Origin of the sequence: Leifsonia soli, from assembly GCF_013408745.1 — a bacterium.
Lineage (GTDB): Bacteria > Actinomycetota > Actinomycetes > Actinomycetales > Microbacteriaceae > Leifsonia > Leifsonia soli.
This window is the reverse complement of sequence record NZ_JACCBJ010000001.1, coordinates 3,686,851-3,703,106: the sequence shown is the minus strand read 5'-3', so window position 1 is coordinate 3,703,106 and position 16,256 is coordinate 3,686,851. Positions and strand designations below refer to the sequence as shown.

Annotated in this window: 17 protein-coding genes; 10 read left to right on the top strand and 7 right to left on the bottom strand. The window is 62.3% G+C overall.

The window, feature by feature from the left end:
* The first annotated feature begins 82 nt into the window (after positions 1 to 82).
* Together BJ963_RS17980 and BJ963_RS17975 are read left to right on the top strand one after the other, a co-directional pair.
* The gene (locus tag BJ963_RS17980; RefSeq protein ID WP_179457809.1) at positions 83 to 661 is read left to right on the top strand and encodes a hypothetical protein; all 579 of its coding nucleotides are present in this window, start codon (positions 83 to 85) and stop codon (positions 659 to 661) included.
* 768 nt (positions 662 to 1,429) lie between these two features.
* Positions 1,430 to 1,663 carry a hypothetical protein gene (locus tag BJ963_RS17975; RefSeq protein ID WP_179457808.1) on the top strand — a complete coding sequence of 78 codons (234 nt, stop codon included), beginning with the start codon at positions 1,430 to 1,432 and terminating at the stop codon, positions 1,661 to 1,663.
* Between the two features lie 387 nt (positions 1,664 to 2,050).
* Here the strand turns inward: BJ963_RS17975 and BJ963_RS17970 are convergent, their stop codons facing one another.
* From BJ963_RS17970 to BJ963_RS17960, 3 genes are read right to left on the bottom strand one after another with little or no spacing between them, the layout of a single operon-like run.
* Positions 2,051 to 2,587 carry a hypothetical protein gene (locus tag BJ963_RS17970; protein WP_179457807.1) on the bottom strand — a complete coding sequence of 179 codons (537 nt, stop codon included), beginning with the start codon at positions 2,585 to 2,587 and terminating at the stop codon, positions 2,051 to 2,053.
* A 27-nt stretch (positions 2,588 to 2,614) separates the two neighbouring features.
* On the bottom strand, positions 2,615 to 3,358 hold the full coding sequence (locus BJ963_RS17965; protein ID WP_179457806.1) for a CFI-box-CTERM domain-containing protein: 744 nt from the start codon (positions 3,356 to 3,358) through the stop codon (positions 2,615 to 2,617).
* Between the two features lie 29 nt (positions 3,359 to 3,387).
* A complete protein-coding gene (locus BJ963_RS17960; RefSeq protein ID WP_179457805.1) occupies positions 3,388 to 4,137 on the bottom strand; it encodes a DUF2510 domain-containing protein in 750 nt (249 codons plus the stop codon).
* A gap of 161 nt (positions 4,138 to 4,298) precedes the next feature.
* Here BJ963_RS17960 and BJ963_RS17955 point away from each other — a divergent pair, with 161 nt between their 5' ends.
* The 5 genes from BJ963_RS17955 to BJ963_RS17935 all read left to right on the top strand — a co-directional run bounded on the left by BJ963_RS17955 (position 4,299) and on the right by BJ963_RS17935 (position 8,592).
* The gene (locus BJ963_RS17955; RefSeq protein WP_179457804.1) at positions 4,299 to 5,027 is read left to right on the top strand and encodes a hypothetical protein; all 729 of its coding nucleotides are present in this window, start codon (positions 4,299 to 4,301) and stop codon (positions 5,025 to 5,027) included.
* Between the two features lie 527 nt (positions 5,028 to 5,554).
* Entirely contained in the window at positions 5,555 to 5,734 is a 180-nt protein-coding gene (locus tag BJ963_RS17950; protein ID WP_179457803.1) for a hypothetical protein, read from the top strand.
* A 14-nt stretch (positions 5,735 to 5,748) separates the two neighbouring features.
* Complete coding sequence (locus BJ963_RS17945; RefSeq protein WP_179457802.1) at positions 5,749 to 5,925, top strand: hypothetical protein; 177 nt, start codon at positions 5,749 to 5,751, stop codon at positions 5,923 to 5,925.
* 181 nt (positions 5,926 to 6,106) lie between these two features.
* Positions 6,107 to 6,535 (top strand): tetratricopeptide repeat protein, encoded by a 429-nt coding sequence (locus tag BJ963_RS17940; RefSeq protein ID WP_179457801.1) that lies wholly within the window; start codon positions 6,107 to 6,109, stop codon positions 6,533 to 6,535.
* Positions 6,536 to 8,139: 1,604 nt separating this feature from the next.
* Positions 8,140 to 8,592: a hypothetical protein gene (locus BJ963_RS17935; RefSeq protein ID WP_179457800.1), complete on the top strand. Its 453-nt coding sequence runs from the start codon at positions 8,140 to 8,142 to the stop codon at positions 8,590 to 8,592.
* Between the two features lie 188 nt (positions 8,593 to 8,780).
* On the opposite strand, the gene BJ963_RS17930 is transcribed toward BJ963_RS17935, so the two are convergent.
* The 3 genes from BJ963_RS17930 to BJ963_RS17920 all read right to left on the bottom strand — a co-directional run bounded on the left by BJ963_RS17930 (position 8,781) and on the right by BJ963_RS17920 (position 12,433).
* Positions 8,781 to 10,454 carry a RecQ family ATP-dependent DNA helicase gene (locus tag BJ963_RS17930; protein ID WP_246298104.1) on the bottom strand — a complete coding sequence of 558 codons (1,674 nt, stop codon included), beginning with the start codon at positions 10,452 to 10,454 and terminating at the stop codon, positions 8,781 to 8,783.
* Between the two features lie 109 nt (positions 10,455 to 10,563).
* Positions 10,564 to 11,376, bottom strand: coding sequence for an SDR family oxidoreductase (locus BJ963_RS17925; protein ID WP_246298103.1), 813 nt, complete (start codon positions 11,374 to 11,376; stop codon positions 10,564 to 10,566).
* A 436-nt stretch (positions 11,377 to 11,812) separates the two neighbouring features.
* A complete protein-coding gene (locus BJ963_RS17920) occupies positions 11,813 to 12,433 on the bottom strand; it encodes an RNA polymerase sigma factor (protein WP_179457799.1) in 621 nt (206 codons plus the stop codon).
* Positions 12,434 to 12,667: 234 nt separating this feature from the next.
* Here BJ963_RS17920 and BJ963_RS17915 point away from each other — a divergent pair, with 234 nt between their 5' ends.
* The 3 genes from BJ963_RS17915 (at position 12,668) to BJ963_RS17905 (ending at position 13,981) form a co-directional block, all read left to right on the top strand.
* The gene (locus BJ963_RS17915) at positions 12,668 to 12,976 is read left to right on the top strand and encodes a hypothetical protein (protein WP_179457798.1); all 309 of its coding nucleotides are present in this window, start codon (positions 12,668 to 12,670) and stop codon (positions 12,974 to 12,976) included.
* 238 nt (positions 12,977 to 13,214) lie between these two features.
* Positions 13,215 to 13,694 carry a Dps family protein gene (locus tag BJ963_RS17910; protein WP_179457797.1) on the top strand — a complete coding sequence of 160 codons (480 nt, stop codon included), beginning with the start codon at positions 13,215 to 13,217 and terminating at the stop codon, positions 13,692 to 13,694.
* A 65-nt stretch (positions 13,695 to 13,759) separates the two neighbouring features.
* Positions 13,760 to 13,981: a hypothetical protein gene (locus BJ963_RS17905; protein WP_179457796.1), complete on the top strand. Its 222-nt coding sequence runs from the start codon at positions 13,760 to 13,762 to the stop codon at positions 13,979 to 13,981.
* Between the two features lie 310 nt (positions 13,982 to 14,291).
* Here the strand turns inward: BJ963_RS17905 and BJ963_RS17900 are convergent, their stop codons facing one another.
* Positions 14,292 to 16,223 (bottom strand): SIR2 family protein, encoded by a 1,932-nt coding sequence (locus tag BJ963_RS17900; RefSeq protein WP_179457795.1) that lies wholly within the window; start codon positions 16,221 to 16,223, stop codon positions 14,292 to 14,294.
* Positions 16,224 to 16,256: the final 33 nt, after the last annotated feature.

Here is a 16,256-nt window from a genome sequence, read left to right as displayed (position 1 = left end):
AGACCGGGCGGCGGACGAAACCCGAACCGGCCGCCGCCCTCGCCCCATCCGTCAGAACCGTCAACCAAGCAAGGAGTTCACCGTGGACGTGACATCAGAGGTGATCGAACTCGGTGTTCGACTCGCCGAATCAGCAGCCCGTAACACCGCCACCGCCGTCGCCGACAAAGTCCGAACACTTCGCGCCTCCGCGAAGAAGGATGAGGCAATCTCCGGCCTGGAAGAGATCATCAACAACCTCATCGCCGACAAAAGCGAACTCACCCGAATCGCCCAGTCCTACCAGGCAGAGCTGGTGTCACAGCGTCTGAACGCTGGCGACGTGAAGTACATCACCGACACCGTCTTCCCCCTCCTCGAGGACCTCGTCGACCAGATGCCCGGCGACCAAGGCGAGACGATGCGGAAGTCCCTCACCGCACTGAAACCACTACTGTCCATCGAGACAGCGAACGTCCTCCAACTGCTCGGGTTCGACTTCCGCCGTGCGTTCGGGATCCCGCTCACCAAACTTGCCGAAACGGCCATCCTGAAACGCGCGAACCACTCGGAACAGCTGCAGCTTGCTGCCACCGAACGGGAGAAGCTGTACATCCAGCTCGCCCTTGATCCGGCAGCGTTCGAGCGGTTCCAGCGGCTGTTCGGAGCGAAGGACCAGTAACGCAAGACCCCGCACACTGGCTCGAAAGAATTCCCCGGAGACAGTGACGAAGTGGTCGCCAGGCCAAATTCAACCAGAAAGAAAGGAAATGACGATGCCCCAGCCCGATCGGTACGTCAGCGTGAAAGTCGAATGCTCGTCCGGACATCTGCACGACATCTGTGTCGAGATCAGCAGGCAGGTACCGCCTGAACTTCGATGTTCCCCCACCGCGCCGCCGGGATACATCAAAGGCGGCCGAGGTGGATGCATAATCCCAGGTGGCCCTCGCCTCGCCGAGCTAACCAGTCGAGAGCTCCGCGACAACTTCCAAGAGTCGAAACGCCGCGGCTATGTGCTGATCCGGTCGACCTGAGCCCCCGCGCTCACTCGGAGACCCCGCCCGCTTCAGACCGATACCGCGGCCCTCGTCTCAGCACACTGCGCACGCCGCCCAACGACGAACTCGATCACTGAGCCACTCATCATCCAACGGGTCAAAGACAAAGCTGGCACAGACCGGTACTTCGTCATCAAATGGGACCTGAACCCTGCCAACCAACGGCTGATGGCCGTCACCGACTCGCTGCAATGCGCTGACGAGCTCGTGCTCTGGGATAGCGAGCCGACGGCGGGTTACTGGCTAGGCCCGCCGAATCCGCACCCCGCGGGCTAACGGGGAGATCGAACGCACTGAAGGTCGCGCCGATCCTTGCTTTGCCTTGCTGCACCCGTATGGTCACCGGTCCTGAACAGTGGGACAATTGCGTTATCGCAAGCAAGGAGGCGATGACCATGCTTCAGCACGAACGCGACGAACTCGAAGGCCGCTACACGCAAGCTGATCCCGAAGTCCCGGAACAGCGCCAAGTTCATGGACAGTACACCGAACGCGACGGCGCTGGACCTGACACGAATGTCTCCGGAACATATGTCGGAGTGGCCCACCAAGGTGCGAAGCCGCTCGTCAGGAGCACGCACCAGCGCATCGGCAACTACCCGAAAGCTGAGCGACACGGATAGACGCTCAGGCCGCGTGGATCGTCGAGGTCCAAATCATGAGAGTGACAACGTCTCTCTCGCACAGTTGGCGCGGGTCCTGCAGGCTGGTCGCCGCTAGTTCCGCAGCCGTATCACGTCGTCCGAATGACGCCGGTCGAGACTTGGCTAGCTCGTGTCGACGACGCCCTCAAGACAGAGGTCCCGCGCCCGCGTAGCAGCGGCGCGTCGGAGGTTCCAACCACACCGGCGCGCACCCGTTCCGACCCGTGAAGTCACCGCCACGGAACCGACCGTGACGGAACTGACCGGCATCGGCAAGCGGGCGAGGCGTTGACGGTGTGCGCCGGCACGCTCCGCTGCGTGCGCGGAACGTTGGCGCGCCGTCGCGTGAGCGACGACGGCTACCTTTCAGTGCGGCGACCTTTGGACGTCGTTGGGCTTTGTTGCGGGTGTGATTCCGAGCACGTCATTGAACGGCTCGTGTTTGAAGGTGAGTTCGCTGTTCAGCTGTGGTCCGACGGTGATGAGGAAGTCCAGGTTGTCGATGGCGGTGAGCATGTCGTCGAGCGTTTGCTCTTTCTCCAGGATGGCAGCGACTGGGATGTCCCAATGTGAGACGCCGGCGTCGACCTCCTCCGATCCGCTCGGCTGGTGTTCCCAATGGATCAAGTGCGGTGCGATTTCGTTGATGGTCAACGCCGCGGTCATCACGCAGGTGCCGTCACGAATGTCGCTGACGAATCCATCCGCGCTGAGTTGGCTTTCCAATTCGTACCAGTCGTCGTCACCAAACCATCCGATGCGGACGCTGGCCGCGTCCGGGGCGGTCTCCCTCAACCATTCAATGAAGAACTGAACGGCGTGGATCGTGGCGGCGATCTTGCTGCCTTCGTATTTCGCGAGCGCGTATTCGACCGGGTGCTGTACGTGTGGAGGGACTGTCATGCTTTGACAGATGCGGCGGTGCCTTGGCTAGCGATTGCTCGAGGGGTCGTGTCGTGTAATCGTCGTCTGCTGTTCGAGGCGGGTCACGAACCGGTCTAGAACGCCGCGCGTTCTTCGGTTCAGCCAATTCGCCGACGAGAAGTGTCGGGCGAGGCGCGGACTCACGGCGTAGTACCCGCGGGTGAAGGCGCGACCCCATCCTGTTTGGCTGAGCCGGTCATCTCGGAAACGACGCAGCACTTGTACGGATGGATGGTCGTACGACCCGTAAACAGCGGTCGCGATGTAGCACCCGCCACCGGTTTTCGCCGCAGCCTGGATGATGGGGTTGGTTTCCTTGGTGAAGAACGTGTCGATGTTCTGCTCGAACACATCGAGCTGATTGATCCGTTGCGAGTAGTCGATCGTCAACTGGCGGTTCACTGAATTGGCTTGACGCGCGTACCTCTCGCACTTCCGGTACAGCTCTTTGAGATCCCCAATTCGTTCGAGCAGTTCCGGACGGGTGACTGCTCCGTTTGGGGCGCGGCGCAGAAGCGCTACGAGCACACCCATCCGAAGAGATGCTTGTCCGGCGGCTTCACCCAGTTCGGGGTCGGGCAGTCCGTAACGCCTGACAAGCGCTGTCATGTCTTTGCTGATCGCGGCGGTCTTCTGCTCCCATTCGTAAATCTCAGCGAGCGACGCGTTTGAGTTCTGTTCAGCCTCGGTCAGCTTCGCTTGCAGGGGTCGCAATTCGGATATGCACTGTTCGATCTCCGGTGGGAACATCGGCGGCGGGCTCCTTTGAGACGCGGGTTCTAGGCTGCGCGGCTGGCGATGTCGCGCAGCGACGCCACCTGTTGGTTTGCTTGACCGACCAGGTTGTTCACGGTGGTGTAGTCCTTTTTGGAGATGGCGTCGGCGATCTGCGTGGTGGTGATCGAGAGCCCGGCCAGCGCTGTCGTCCACTCTGGCGCGATATTGGTAGTCGGCGCGATTGCGGCGAGCTCCCCTTCATTGAAGGCCAGCTCAATGCTGTTGGACATCACGCGCAGGGTTGAGCCCTTCGCAACAGCGTCGCTGAGATCCGACAGGTCTTTCGCGTAGTCGTCCAGTTGCTTGCCGGCGTTCGCTTTGAAGAATGTCGGGTCGACCGCCGCGGGTGCGGGCGCTTCCACAGGCGGGGTACTCGGAGTGGGGCTTGGAGCGGCGGACGTCTGTGCCGGCGTGGGCGTCGGAGACGCCACCGGCGTCGTGTCGGCGACTGCGATCGCGTCGGTTTTCTTCCCGCCGGCGATGGCGCCGCTGACAGAACCGACGACGATGAGAGCGACCACTGCAGCGGTGACGATGAACCACGTCCGCTTCCACAGCGGTTTCTGCGCGTTAGCCCCAGCCTGCGGCGCGGCAGGCGCCAACGGCTGCGCAGCCGCCGATTGATAAGGTGCCGGCGCCGGAACGGCTGGAATGCCGGGCCGACGTTGCTCAGTCCACTGCGTTCCATCCCACCAGCGCTCGTTGCCAGGCTGCTCAGTGTCGGGGTACCAACCCGCGGGTGCGTTAGTCATGGAAACCTCTCGGGTCGTACGTTCAGTGCGGCTATCAAGCCTGCCAACATGAACGTCCTTTCAGGGACCCCCAAAACGGGTCTGGTGGTCGCTTTCCGAACGAGCGGCCTCACACCAGCCGGTAGCGTCAACGAAAGCAATCGCGAGAGGACACACCAGAGATGACGCGGGACGAGTTCCGGAAGAAAATCGCCACCCCAGACGGGCGCGCCGAACTCGGCCTCACCCTCACCGGCGACGAAGCCGCCGCCATCCTCGCCGACGACACCCAGCTCGATCAGCTGCTCGCCGACATCCAGGCACGCGCGGCAGCGCAGGAACGAGACGAAGACGCAGCAGTCGGCGAGCCGCTCATCACACCGACGCCGCTGCCGGTCGCGCCGCCGATCGTGGCTGTCGAAAAGCGTAAGCGAGGGCTGGATAAATCGGAGAAGCTCGCGCTGTGGATCATCGCCGGTGTCGTCGCCGGGCTAGTGGTCCTCGGTGTCATCTCCACCATCGGGCATCAGAGCGAAAACCAAGCTGACTCTGAGGACGACAGCGGCGCGAGCGAACCGTACGTCCCCCCCACTCCCGAGCGCGCGTACCCGCTCGAAGTCGGATACCACGACGCCGGAAACGGCCTCGAATGGCAGTTCGGAGTCCTGAGCGACAGCCCAGACGGGTGCAGCTACTACAAGAGCTGCGTCATCGTGAAGCTCAAAGCGTTCGAAGACTGCCCCAGCGGCGTTTACGTCGAAGGGCAGGTGATGGACGCGTCAGGCACCGTCGTCGGCATGACCAACGACACACTGCCGTCACTTATGGCGGGTCAGGACGGGCGTGTCACCCTCGGCTATATGGGGCAGGGGGCGCAGAAGACACGGGTCACCGACGTCGTCTGCCACTGACCGCTTCACGGCGGCAACTCCCCGCGAACAAGCCTCGCCAATAAACCAGGCGAAGCGGTATCTTTCCGGCATGTCGAACGATATGCCTCAACGCCCGAAGCAGCATCGGCGAGAGGATCTCTTGAAGCGGTTGTTCGAGCCTGCGTTACCTGCCGGGTGGACATACGAGACGAGATGGCGACGCGAGCACGGGACCGACGGCGTCGTCGAGATTCTCGATGGCGACAGGGCGACCAGTTTGACATTCAACGTTCGGTTGAAAGATTCCGATTCGCCCTCGGAACTATTGGTAGAGCTTCACTGTCCCCACTCTCGTCGTCCTCCTCGACGCCAACTACGCGATCCGTCTCGAATGGGCACATAACCTATACGTGTTCGGGCGAAAAGAGGCGCGGTCTCGCACAAATTCAAACTCAGAAACATCTGGGGAGACGCAAACCCGCTGGCATCGAACGTGCGGCAGCCACCACGGTAGATCGTTTCGTGCCGTCCATCAACGAACAATTCAGATTCACTCCGCACCACTCATGAGCCGCGAAAACACCGGAATCACCATCGGCAGCGTCGGATTCGCCGTCGCCGTCGCGCTCACCCTTATAGGGGCGTTCACCCGAACCGACCTCACCCTTATCGTTGGGGCCGCCGTCGCAGCGGTCACCGTAATGACCTGCGTGATTCTGCAATTCACCAGCCGAAAGGAACGTTGATGTACTCAGTAATCGTGACCCAAATCGACGGCTCCCAGACCCGCATGGGGGATCAATCGACACGACGCGGCGCACAGCAATTCGCCGCGACACTGATTTCCGACCGCATCCTTGAAGTGCGCGTGGAACGCACCGTTTGGTGCTGGCGCAACGACTGGGTGGACATGATCCGCGCCGGCATCCCGGCCTAGAGAGCAAAAGAACGCGCCCGCTCACTCACAAAGAGCAGACGTGGGCGTATCTCTGCGCGGCCGGCGCGAATCAGAGCATCCCATCCCGTAGGCGTCGCAACCCAATAAGGGTGACGGGTCAGGACCACTTTCGCGGTGACTTCGGTAGGGGCCGTGCCGCCCAGGCAGGCGGTCACGCGAAATGCCGCTCGAGCTACTGGCAACCTACGTCGGAAGGTTCAGCTTCAACACCGGGAACCTACCCGACGCAATCAAGGCATACAAACACGCGGTCGGCCTCGGCAATAGCGAAGCAACCCCGCTCCTCGCAATCAGTTACGCAGCCAACGGCGAGAACGTGAAGGCGGTGGAACAGTGGGACCAGCTGTCGAACGAGCCACGGCACCTGTGTTCGGTGAGGATGCTTGCTCTGCAACGGCCGATCCCCGAGCTTGGATTCGAGGAACAGCAGCGTGATCGACTTCGCAGCAACCCTGTTCGACACCCGATGCTGCGGGTGGAAGCTATCGGCGCTTTCCACCTGGTGGACGATGTCAACCTGCTGAGCTACATCTCCGCGGTGATGATGCACACGACCGTCCACGAAGGTGGGGACGCGTGCCGGAACTAGATGATGAGTGAGAACGTCACCGCGGAAGCGCGTGAGTTTCTGCTGCCGTTGCTACACACGGTTGTCGTCCCGGACCTATACCCGTTCGTGCTTCGACTGCTGGGCAAGCTGAGCAGCTCTAGCCGCCTTGCCTCGCAAGCGCTGCCTGGGAGCGGCGTCTGGTTATGCCGGTATTGAGTTATCAAGTTGCGATGGTCTCACCGCGGCGCCTGACGACCAGTTGGGCTGCGTTCGGCTTGCGGCGTAGTCAGTCACGGCGCTTCCGGGTGGCTTCCTCGGTTGGTCGGTGGCGTAGGCGAGAAGGTGCTTCGGTTGGTTTCAGTCAGTTCATCTGCGGGAATTCACGTCGGTCATGTTCGGAGCTCAGTAGCCTTCATCTGCTTTGTCGGTCGTAGTCCTTGCGTTGAGTTCACGCGGTTACCCGCTACCAGTCATGTGTGCGGCGACGTTTCAAAAACACCGTCACGTAGTTCAATGCGGCGACGCCTGCTCTCCGAACGAGATCCGGTACCAACCTTCGTCGGCGGAGCGGGCGACCGTCGTTGAACTACATGCGGCATTTCGAACCCGGGATCAGACCCCGGCCCGACCACCGGGAAGCGTTGCGGGAGCATGGGCGTGTGCGGGAGGGGGTGCTCAGACAGCGTTTGCCCAATGGCTGAAAGGGATGCGGGGGTACGAAACCCGATTGTCCGATCCAAATTCCCAACACAGCCCCTATAGGACTATCTCCTACTTTGTATTTCCCCTAATACTTATTCTTCTTCTTTCTTAAGAGGTCTTAAAAGAAAGAAAGTTAAGTACAGGGGGGTTCTATGGGGCCCCGATCCCAGGAAAACACTGGGGAGTCGATTGTCTGAGCTCCCGTCAGACTTGGTGATACAGCGAAGACAAGCTCCACTGGGGAGCAACAACCGCGTCGCCCCAACAGGTTCACGCTGGACGGTCGAACCGTCCGCCGCATGTACTTCATCGGACGAGTCACCCCGGTGATCTCTCGACCGGAGCCACGAGCCAACCCACGGTGGGCGACGACACCGGCAAGCCTGCACCAATCCGACTCGACCGCCGCACACAAGAACACTGGCGAACAGCCGCACACAAGCAAGCAACTTGGTAACTGAATACGCTCCACCCGACGGGACTTCAACCAGCACCGTCATCACACGGCGACTGGCAGGACCTCACACCACCAAACCGGAGCCAAGCGGACGATGGTCGAACCGGGAAAACTGCGGAAAGGGAAGACCCGAAACGCTCCGCCGACGAGGACACGGATGACGCTCCCGCCGCCTCCCCGCTTGAGCGGACGAAAACGCGGGCATGGACGCGGCGGGAGGAGCCAGGCGCCAACCTGTAGAGCGGTTCCTCCTGGTGGCGGGCGCCGACCCGTCACCGGCGGGTAGGGTCCTCCGGCGGCCGCCCAGTATCGCTCCAGCGACCGGCCGCGGCACTCCAACCGGAGAGTTGTGGGTCTCGCGTCGGCTTCAGCGAGAGTGGTTAGACGCTCTGATTGGGTTCAGTCGTCACGGCAGAACCCAACCACCCGGTCGAACTCCGTATAGGGAAGGCGACAAATTGCCGCCTCTCCCCCAGGAGCTCTCTTGACCATCTCCCCCGAATCTACCGACGACCGCTCGGAACCACGTTCAGAGCAAAGCAAGGTTTGCTGCATCGCAACGTCACACATCGACGACTGCTCCGATAGCAGCGGGCAGCATGACCCCTACGCGGTCCGAATCGGCACCCGACCGGTGCACCCCGACGACCGGACGGTCGCCGAAGCCCAGCACCGCCTGACCATCCACATCATCACCCCGTCGCCACCCTGCCGCCGGGACGCCAACACAGCGCAGGTCGGCAGCTACCGCATCATCGTCACCGCAACCGGAGACGCAGCGGACATCCACGACGACATCGTCGAACGTCGGCTCGCCACCAAATTCCGCGACCTTCGCATCGCCGCCGACGGCAGCATGTGGGGTAACACCGGAAACGTTCACGCCACAGCCGCCGAACTCGCCGCCGACGGCTGGGCCACGCACATCGACTCTTGAACGAACAAACTCCGCTCCGACACACGGCCAGGCACTGCTCGGCCCCGGCACGGCATCAACGCGATGCAGCGCTCGCGCCCGAGACGCGTCGACCGCATGGTGGGTGCGAGCCGACATCGGGGCACGGACCAGTTAGAGGACGGAGCGCCTCATCACCGGTAGCAGGTAGGGGCACGCGAGTTCTCTCCTCACGCTGCTGGCCGCAGAAGTTCGAGCAGGCCATAGTCGCGCACTGCTTTCAGTGACAATACTTTGTAGCCTGCGTCGTCGAAGAACACGGTCAAACGGTCAGCTTCGGTGTGCATGACGACCCCGACACCCCAGGCCCCGTGGGTGACGCGTGCCGCCACGGGGAACGGAGTCTCGCCGGGCGTATCGTGTGCGTCGGCCCAGCGATACGCGCTTCCTGAGGAACAGGTGTCGCAGTTACCGCAGGGTTTCAGAAGTTCCTCCCCGAAGTACCCGAGGAGGAACTGGCGGCGGCACATGGCCGTCTCGGCGTACTCCTGCATCAACTGCGCTCGGGAGTGTTCGATTCTCTGCCTCGTCGTCGCTGCAGCGGCGGCACGCTTAGCGGCGTGCCCCGGCGGCACGTCTGCTCCGTGGAGCTCGTCATCGGACCCATTCAGTACGTGCGCGTCGCGTAGGAGTCCGAGCAACCGGCCGAGCGAGCGGACGCTGATCCCCGTCTTCTCGGAGACCTGCTGGCGCGAGAGCCCGGGGGTTTCGCGGATAGCGCCGAACACCTTCGCGAGCTCACCTTCGTTCGGGCCGCCGCCGGAGAAGAACTTGGTGAGAGCGAAATCCTCTGGACGGTAGTGCAGGGTGATCAGTGCTGCCTCCGCGTCGCGTCCAGCGCGTCCCGCCTCCTGGTAGTAGCTGTCGATCGAGTCGGTGACGGATGCGTGGACGACGAACCGTACGCTGTGTTTGTCGATGCCCATGCCGAAGGCGCTGGTCGCTGTGACCACTCGGGCGCTGTCGTCCATGAACCGCTCATACACGTCCTCACGCTCGGCGGCGCTGAGACCAGCGTGATACGCCGCTGCGGGAATGCTGTGCCCGGCTAACCTCTCTGCGTACAGGTCCGCGTCCTTCCGCGTCGCCGTGTAGACCAGTCCCGACCCGGCCAACTCCCGCACCTGGTCGATGACAGCCGCCCGCTTCTGAGTGTCGTCCTCGTGGCGGCGGACCTCGAACCGCAGGTTCGGCCGGTCAAACCCCGTCGCGAACAACTGCGGGCGTCGCATCCCGAGCCTCTCGCCGATCTCGACTCGAACCGGTGGGGCGCCGGTGGCCGTCATCGCCACTACGGGAGGATGCCCGAGGTCCTCGATCACGTCTCCGAGCACCAGGTAGTCCGGTCGAAAGTCGTGGCCCCACGACGAGACGCAGTGCGCCTCGTCGACAGCGAATAGTGACACCTGAAGTCCGCGGAGACGGTCTCGCACTTCCGGGTTCGCGAGCTGCTCGGGAGCTAGAAACGCGAAAGCCGGCTCGCCCGTCTCGAGGGCTTCCCAGTCACGCTCCCGCTCCCGCTGACTGGCCGAGGAGTTGATGGCGAACGCGCGCGGCACGTCGGTCGCCTTGCTGAGCGCGCGCACTTGATCCTCCTGCAAGGAGATCAGCGGGGAAACGACGATGGTGATGCCGCCCAGGATGATGCCGGTCACCTGGTAAAGCGAGGACTTGCCGTACCCGGTGGGCATGACAGCCAACACGTCACCGTCGTCGAGGAGCACCTCTATCGCCTCCGCCAATCCGGGACGCAGTTCCCCCCACCCGAAGGATCTGCGAGCGACGTCGTTGATATGGGACATGCGATCCTCGTCGCTGCTGCTTGCTTTATTGGTCGGACTCATGGGATGTGAGGGTGCTCCTGTTTCATCTCGCGCTTCAGCCCGACGCCTGGCCGCAAGTGGGCCGGATCGCCTTGGGGCCGAGAACCGTTCAGTTTGTCGACGAGCAGGCTCAACTGGTTCTCTCGCGCTGATCCAGCCAGTCGGTGAAGTGGGACCAGTACAACCTCGCGTCGGCAACGGGCAGCAGATCATGCGGTTGCAGCCGTGACCCGAAGTACTCGCCTTCCGCGTGAGCTACCACTTCGCGTGGATCACGTGACCACCGCAACTCCAGGGAGACCAAGTCGCCCAAACGGAATTGGTCGGGGCCTGCTACTTCGATGGCACTCATCAGTGGATCACCCGTCGCCGTCCGAGCGACGGCGTCCGCCGCATCCGCTGCAGCGATCGGCTGGACGAGGGCCTCAGCGACTCGTGTGACTTGGGCTTCGGTAGCCGAGTCCGCAATTGCCCGCACGAACTCGAAGAACTGGGTGGAGCGAATGATCGAATAAGGCACCCCGGATTCGGCAACCAGTCGCTCCTGCGCAGCCTTCGCCTCGAAGTACGAACCATTCGCCTGACCGAGTTTGTCGGTACCGACCAAGGAGAGGACGACATGATGCCGGACCCCTGCGGCTGCGCCCAGAGTCAGCAGGTTCAACGTCTCGGTCTCGAAGAAGTCGAGAGCGCCCGCGTAATCGGTGTAAACCGAGTTGCAGCAGTCGACAACAACCTGCGCGCCTTCCAACGCCTCCTGAAGCCCGTCTCGGGTGTAAAGGTTCACGCCGGTCCGACGCGACGCCGCGACGACATCGTGGCCGGCCAATCTGAGCTTCTCGGCGACCTTCGTACCGACGACACCAGTACCTCCGGCTACAACGATTCTCATTTTTTCTCTTGCTCCCTTGGCTACTTTGTCGACGCGATCCTTGACCGTCATCCGTATGAGCGTGGCGTGGATGGCGCCGCTTACTCGCAGCTCATGCTCATCCCCGGGAAATGAGGACGTCCACATTGTGCGAACCGGATCGCAACGTCACACATTGTGCGAACCGGATCGCAAAGTCACGTACCCGCCGCGCAATCGCACAGCCCGGGTGATCTCACACATCACTAGCGCCACCGTGCGAGGCGTTTTTACCGCCCATCGTCAGAGTGGGGTGGACGCGCTGATGGCTCTCGCGAGCTTGCATCACCTTCGCCTAGGGGGCGCGGACCGGGCGCACGGGTTGTCCCTGTGAATAGGGCGAGTTCTGGAAAGGTTGCGCTGGACGGTGGGACCGTGTTTCGGCCGCGGACGATGCCTGATGATGGCGCCGGCCCGGGGACGAACAGTTCGGCCGCGACGGGGTGCAACCTCTAGCAGTCCTTCCGAGCTAGGGATCTCGGGTGAGAACGGCTTCCAAGTATCCCTCTGCGTCGAGATACGTCCGGATCCGGTGGCGCGCATCGCAAACAGCCTTGTAGATGGAGCCCCGTGTAACTCCTGTATGCGCGGCAATGGCGTCGATGGATACGCCGTTGACAACAACGGCGAGAAACAGGCAGCGTTGGTGCGGTGTCAGCCGGGCTATTGCTCGGCCGAGAGCGTCGACAAGATCCTGATATTGGACACTTTCGAGGGGGCTCGGAGTGCCGTCCTTCTCCGGCAGCCGGTCCCATTCATCCAGGTCTAGTGCGATGGATGGACGTCGCCGACAATTCCGGGCGAGCTTGCTGGAAACCTCGAGCACGACAAACTTGTACGCCCACGTCGTGAAACGGCTCTCTCCTCGGAAGGTGTCTAGCTTCCTGAGCAATGACACCATTGCGTCGTCAGCCGCCTGCAGGGCGAGGTCGTCCAGCTCCGGGCCGCCAACACCCCATGCTGGACCCCGCCGGTGCGCCTCCTTCAATCCCACCTTGAGCATCAGCTCATGCAGTCGAGCCTGTGCAGCACGTTGATGGGGACCTTCAAATTTGAGCGCTGCAAGCCAGGCAGTTGAGTCGGTATCCATACCGGTCGACCCCCTTCCCCCCGGAAGGAACTCTCTCGCCGAAATTACAAACCCGCGGATGCCGACGAGGCAACGGGAACCGTTCGGTCTATCTACGTATGGCGAACATTTTCGGCGAGACGCGACCAGTAACACGGCCTGCACCAATTTCGCGCCGCCGAAGAGGGCTCCGAGGTGGCCGCGTTGAGCAGCAGTGGTAACTGTGGTTGAAACTACGACGTTGCAGGAGGGACCATGACGACAATTGAGAACGCGGCCGGCCGTCTTTCACGTGTCACTCGCGCCTACTCACCGAGGGAACGTCGTACGGTCGGCGCTCGGCCCCAAATCCGCCCGCGGCGGGTGCTTGAGGTGATCGAAGCTCCAAAAGACACCAGAACAATTCCCCTGCTCCCTGCGGAGGTGGAGTACCGTTTACGCGCAGACGGTGCCGACCCCTGGCTGCCAGTCATCGCGGAGCAGAACCCGGGTTTCAAAATCGTCGCCGCCCGGTACGCGAAGGGCCGCAATGCCGCTGTCTACACATTGGTCCCCGAAGACTGACCTCTATCCAAGCCAACGCTTGTTGAACAGCCGCTCGACCGCATGTCGATCTGTCCGGTGTCACCTTCAAGGATGAAAGTTGAGAGCCGGCTCCAAGTGCGTTTGGCTAACCCAAGGCTTGACGAGCAAACGCTCGGCAATCCTGATGTTCGGGTCAGAAGCGGCCAAAGTTCTGCCCCGTTTGGTAAGAGCGGAGACCTTCTGTCACACAAGCGTTCGACAGAAAGGACCCGCCATCATGACGGATGTCGAAACGAACACGACCAGCACTAGTGACATCACCGCCCGCGTTGCCGAGCTGCTGACTCCGGTGGTGCACGACCTGACGGCCTTGATCGTCAACGGGAAGCAGGCGCATTGGCATGTCCGCGGCACGAACTTCGTCGCCGTGCACGAACTGCTCGACACGCTCGTTGACCACGCCCGTGACTGGGCTGACCTTGCCGCCGAGCGGATCGTTGCTCTGCGAATGCCGGTGGACGCTCGCCTGTGGACGGTCGCGGCGAATGCGAGCGCCCCGGAACCACCTGCGGGTTTCCTGCAGGCGGATGACACCATCCGCACCGTAATCGCCGGCATCGATGCCGCTCTCAAAAGTGTGAATCAGGCGGTGAAGGAGCTCGGCGGGATCGACCCGATCAGCCAGGATGTCGCGATCGAGATCGGCGCCGGGCTGGAAAAGGACCGTTGGTTCCTGTTCTCCCACATCAGCGAGTAACGGACGACCGAGCGGGTGCTCCAAGAGCGCACCCGCGACTCGGGCGGTGTCACGAGAAGGAGATCATGAGCTACATCGCGGTACTGATGGATGGAAGCCGCCCTCATCGGGAGGTCCCGATCAACGACGACGCCGACACGCCTCCCCGGACTCTTCGTCTCCCGGCCGAGCTCAATGGCGTCGCTAAGGTCGCCGTCTACGGACTTGCCAGCACCTGCGACTTCCCTTACGCCGAGTATGTGCTGGAGCGCTACGAGGATCAGGACGCGATCGCTGATCTGCCGTGAACGTTCAGATGCTTAGGGTGTTAGGCCCCGAGCCGGCTCGGCCCGGCTAGCCGCGTAATCCACACGTCGCTCAGACTGCGTAGCGATCCCGATCGTCCATGCCACCGGTGTGACTTCGTGTAGCTGTCGTCAAAATGGGACGACTAAGTCCTTTTGCGGTAAGGTGAGTTCGCCTAATCGGATCGAGGTTTCGAACGCTTCATCGGCGGGATTGCCTGACCGCTTCCGCCAACCCGATCGGCATTGCGGGTGGAGAGGGAGATCACGCGCTCTCTTCACCCGCAAAAAGATCCAGTTGATTTGAGATCGTTCATCCGCTCGAGACTCCGTCGAGCCACACCGACATCGGGATGTACCCGCCTTGGCTCATCCTTGCGATTTCGTCACCGCGCGATCCGAGGGCGTCGCTCACGGCGCGGAGAGCGACTACCAGCGGCGTCGGATTCTCGGCAAAGCCGGAAGCGACCAATGGGTGACTCTGTCCTTCGGCTTCGACATCGGCGGCCAGTTGCAGCGCTACCGGGATCCCCCGGTCGCGGCTCGCGCCGCGGGCCGCCATCACGTGCACCGACCCCGGCCAGATAAGCCCCACAATGCCTCGCATCGCGAAGGCAGCCTCCTTCTCAGCGGCTTCGGCGCGCTGCTCGTATTCCTTGGCCTCATGAGGAACAACTCCGAGACGCACCTCTCCGGCCATCTTCAACGCGTTCCTTCGTTGGGCTTCGTAGGACTGGTTCTCCTCGAACAGCTGCCGATACGACGGGCTGCGCATCAGAAGGTAGGTGTACCGGAGGACCTCGAACTGCTGCCACCATTCGTCGAGTCGCTCATCCGGGACCCCGAGTACCTCGTCGAGAATCGGCCGTACGACCGCCCGCGGCCTCGGCTCGCCGGGAAAGTTGTCGGCGCCGAGACGGCGGGCAAACGACTCGTCAACGGTTCGCTGATGGTCCAGCTGGTTCATACTGAACAAGCGGTTCAGCAAGTCGTACCGTTCCGCCGCGACGGCGGCAACCCCAGCCGCGTAGAACAAGCTCACACCCGCGACCAGCCGACGCTCCAGCAGGCGGGTGGCCCCACCGCCCTGACCCACGACGCCGAATCGACGCAGCTCCCCGAGCCACCACCGGTCGGTGACCGTGTCGCCCCAGAACGCGAGCGTCGCGGCCAACCCGCAGACGACTTTGGACGCCTCATCTATCCTTTCTGCGACGTCCGAATAGGGCTCGTCCGACCGGCCGATCGGGTTCCGAATGTCGTCGAGTTCATGGAGACGCCGAAGCTCGCTGGCGAGCGTGTCATGCAAGCCGATACGGACGGTCCCGCCGGAAAGCTCCCGCTTGGCCGTCTCGATCGCGGTCGACACCGTCAACGGGTGCCTGGCTTTACGAGCGCGAAGCGACTTCACACCGTCAGCGAGGCGACCCAGACCGTCATCGGCCGACGTCTTGACCATCGAAGCGTTCTTCAACCGGGCAAGCTCACCCGCGAGCCGACTCTGCTCATAGGGTTCAATCCAGGTGAGCGTGTAGCGCTCGCGATAGCCGGCAGCGACGGCATTGCGGAGGGCGGTGTCGTAAGTTGCCGACCATCCGACTGCGATCAGTCCGTAGTCGCGGAGTATCTGCTTGAGGATCCGCTGGCGCGGAAACGAGTATTCGACAAGCTCATCGTCCGTGTTCAACATCGAATCGGGGTTGAGGTAGTCACCGTGGAGATGAATGACGCAGCAGTCGATCGTATGCAGAGCGGGCATACCCTCGATGTCAGCGTCAGTGACTATGACTGTCGGTTCGATACCGGCCTGTCGGAGTGCGGCTTCGATGAGCCGGTCGAAGTTGAGGGTGACGATGACCTTGACAGCACCAAGCACCGCAAGGTCAGCGATAGCGTGATGGGCCGGTGACGGATTCCCATTCAATCCGTCTGAGGTTTCGAACTGCTTGCGCAGAAGCGGCTGACGCTCGAAGCTTGTCGGAGCCAACCTTTTGAGGACCAGGTCGTACGACGCTTTCTCGCCGTAGGTGCTTTCGTACCATTCCACTGGGTCCGGTGGGCTCTCGCCTCGGAGGTGCGCCAGCTGAGCGGTGAGGAGAGTGATGACCTCCCAGGCGCTAGGCAGCCCTGCACTCTTGGAGACGCCAGCCCCAATCAGCAGCGCATATGCGGAGGGGTTCGACTCGATAGCGAACGCAAGGGTAAGTAGACGGTCGCCGTCGGCTCCAGCTTCAGATGCAGGCATGAGGGCCACGCTACAGTGCGGGCCATTTGGTGA

Bases quoted from the DNA above. Each gene is read 5' to 3' on its own strand.
- BJ963_RS17960 (WP_179457805.1), bottom strand. From the start codon at position 4,137: ATGACTAACGCACCCGCGGGTTGGTACCCCGACACTGAGCAGCCTGGC.
- BJ963_RS17915 (WP_179457798.1), top strand. From the start codon at position 12,668: ATGACGACAATTGAGAACGCGGCCGGCCGTCTTTCACGTGTCACTCGC.
- BJ963_RS17930 (WP_246298104.1), bottom strand. From the start codon at position 10,454: ATGAGTCCGACCAATAAAGCAAGCAGCAGCGACGAGGATCGCATGTCC.
- BJ963_RS17940 (WP_179457801.1), top strand. From the start codon at position 6,107: ATGCCGCTCGAGCTACTGGCAACCTACGTCGGAAGGTTCAGCTTCAAC.
- BJ963_RS17920 (WP_179457799.1), bottom strand. From the start codon at position 12,433: ATGGATACCGACTCAACTGCCTGGCTTGCAGCGCTCAAATTTGAAGGT.
- BJ963_RS17965 (WP_179457806.1), bottom strand. From the start codon at position 3,358: ATGTTCCCACCGGAGATCGAACAGTGCATATCCGAATTGCGACCCCTG.
- BJ963_RS17975 (WP_179457808.1), top strand. From the start codon at position 1,430: ATGACCATGCTTCAGCACGAACGCGACGAACTCGAAGGCCGCTACACG.
- BJ963_RS17955 (WP_179457804.1), top strand. From the start codon at position 4,299: ATGACGCGGGACGAGTTCCGGAAGAAAATCGCCACCCCAGACGGGCGC.
- BJ963_RS17925 (WP_246298103.1), bottom strand. From the start codon at position 11,376: ATGACGGTCAAGGATCGCGTCGACAAAGTAGCCAAGGGAGCAAGAGAA.
- BJ963_RS17910 (WP_179457797.1), top strand. From the start codon at position 13,215: ATGACGGATGTCGAAACGAACACGACCAGCACTAGTGACATCACCGCC.
- BJ963_RS17950 (WP_179457803.1), top strand. From the start codon at position 5,555: ATGAGCCGCGAAAACACCGGAATCACCATCGGCAGCGTCGGATTCGCC.
- BJ963_RS17900 (WP_179457795.1), bottom strand. From the start codon at position 16,223: ATGCCTGCATCTGAAGCTGGAGCCGACGGCGACCGTCTACTTACCCTT.
- BJ963_RS17905 (WP_179457796.1), top strand. From the start codon at position 13,760: ATGAGCTACATCGCGGTACTGATGGATGGAAGCCGCCCTCATCGGGAG.
- BJ963_RS17970 (WP_179457807.1), bottom strand. From the start codon at position 2,587: ATGACAGTCCCTCCACACGTACAGCACCCGGTCGAATACGCGCTCGCG.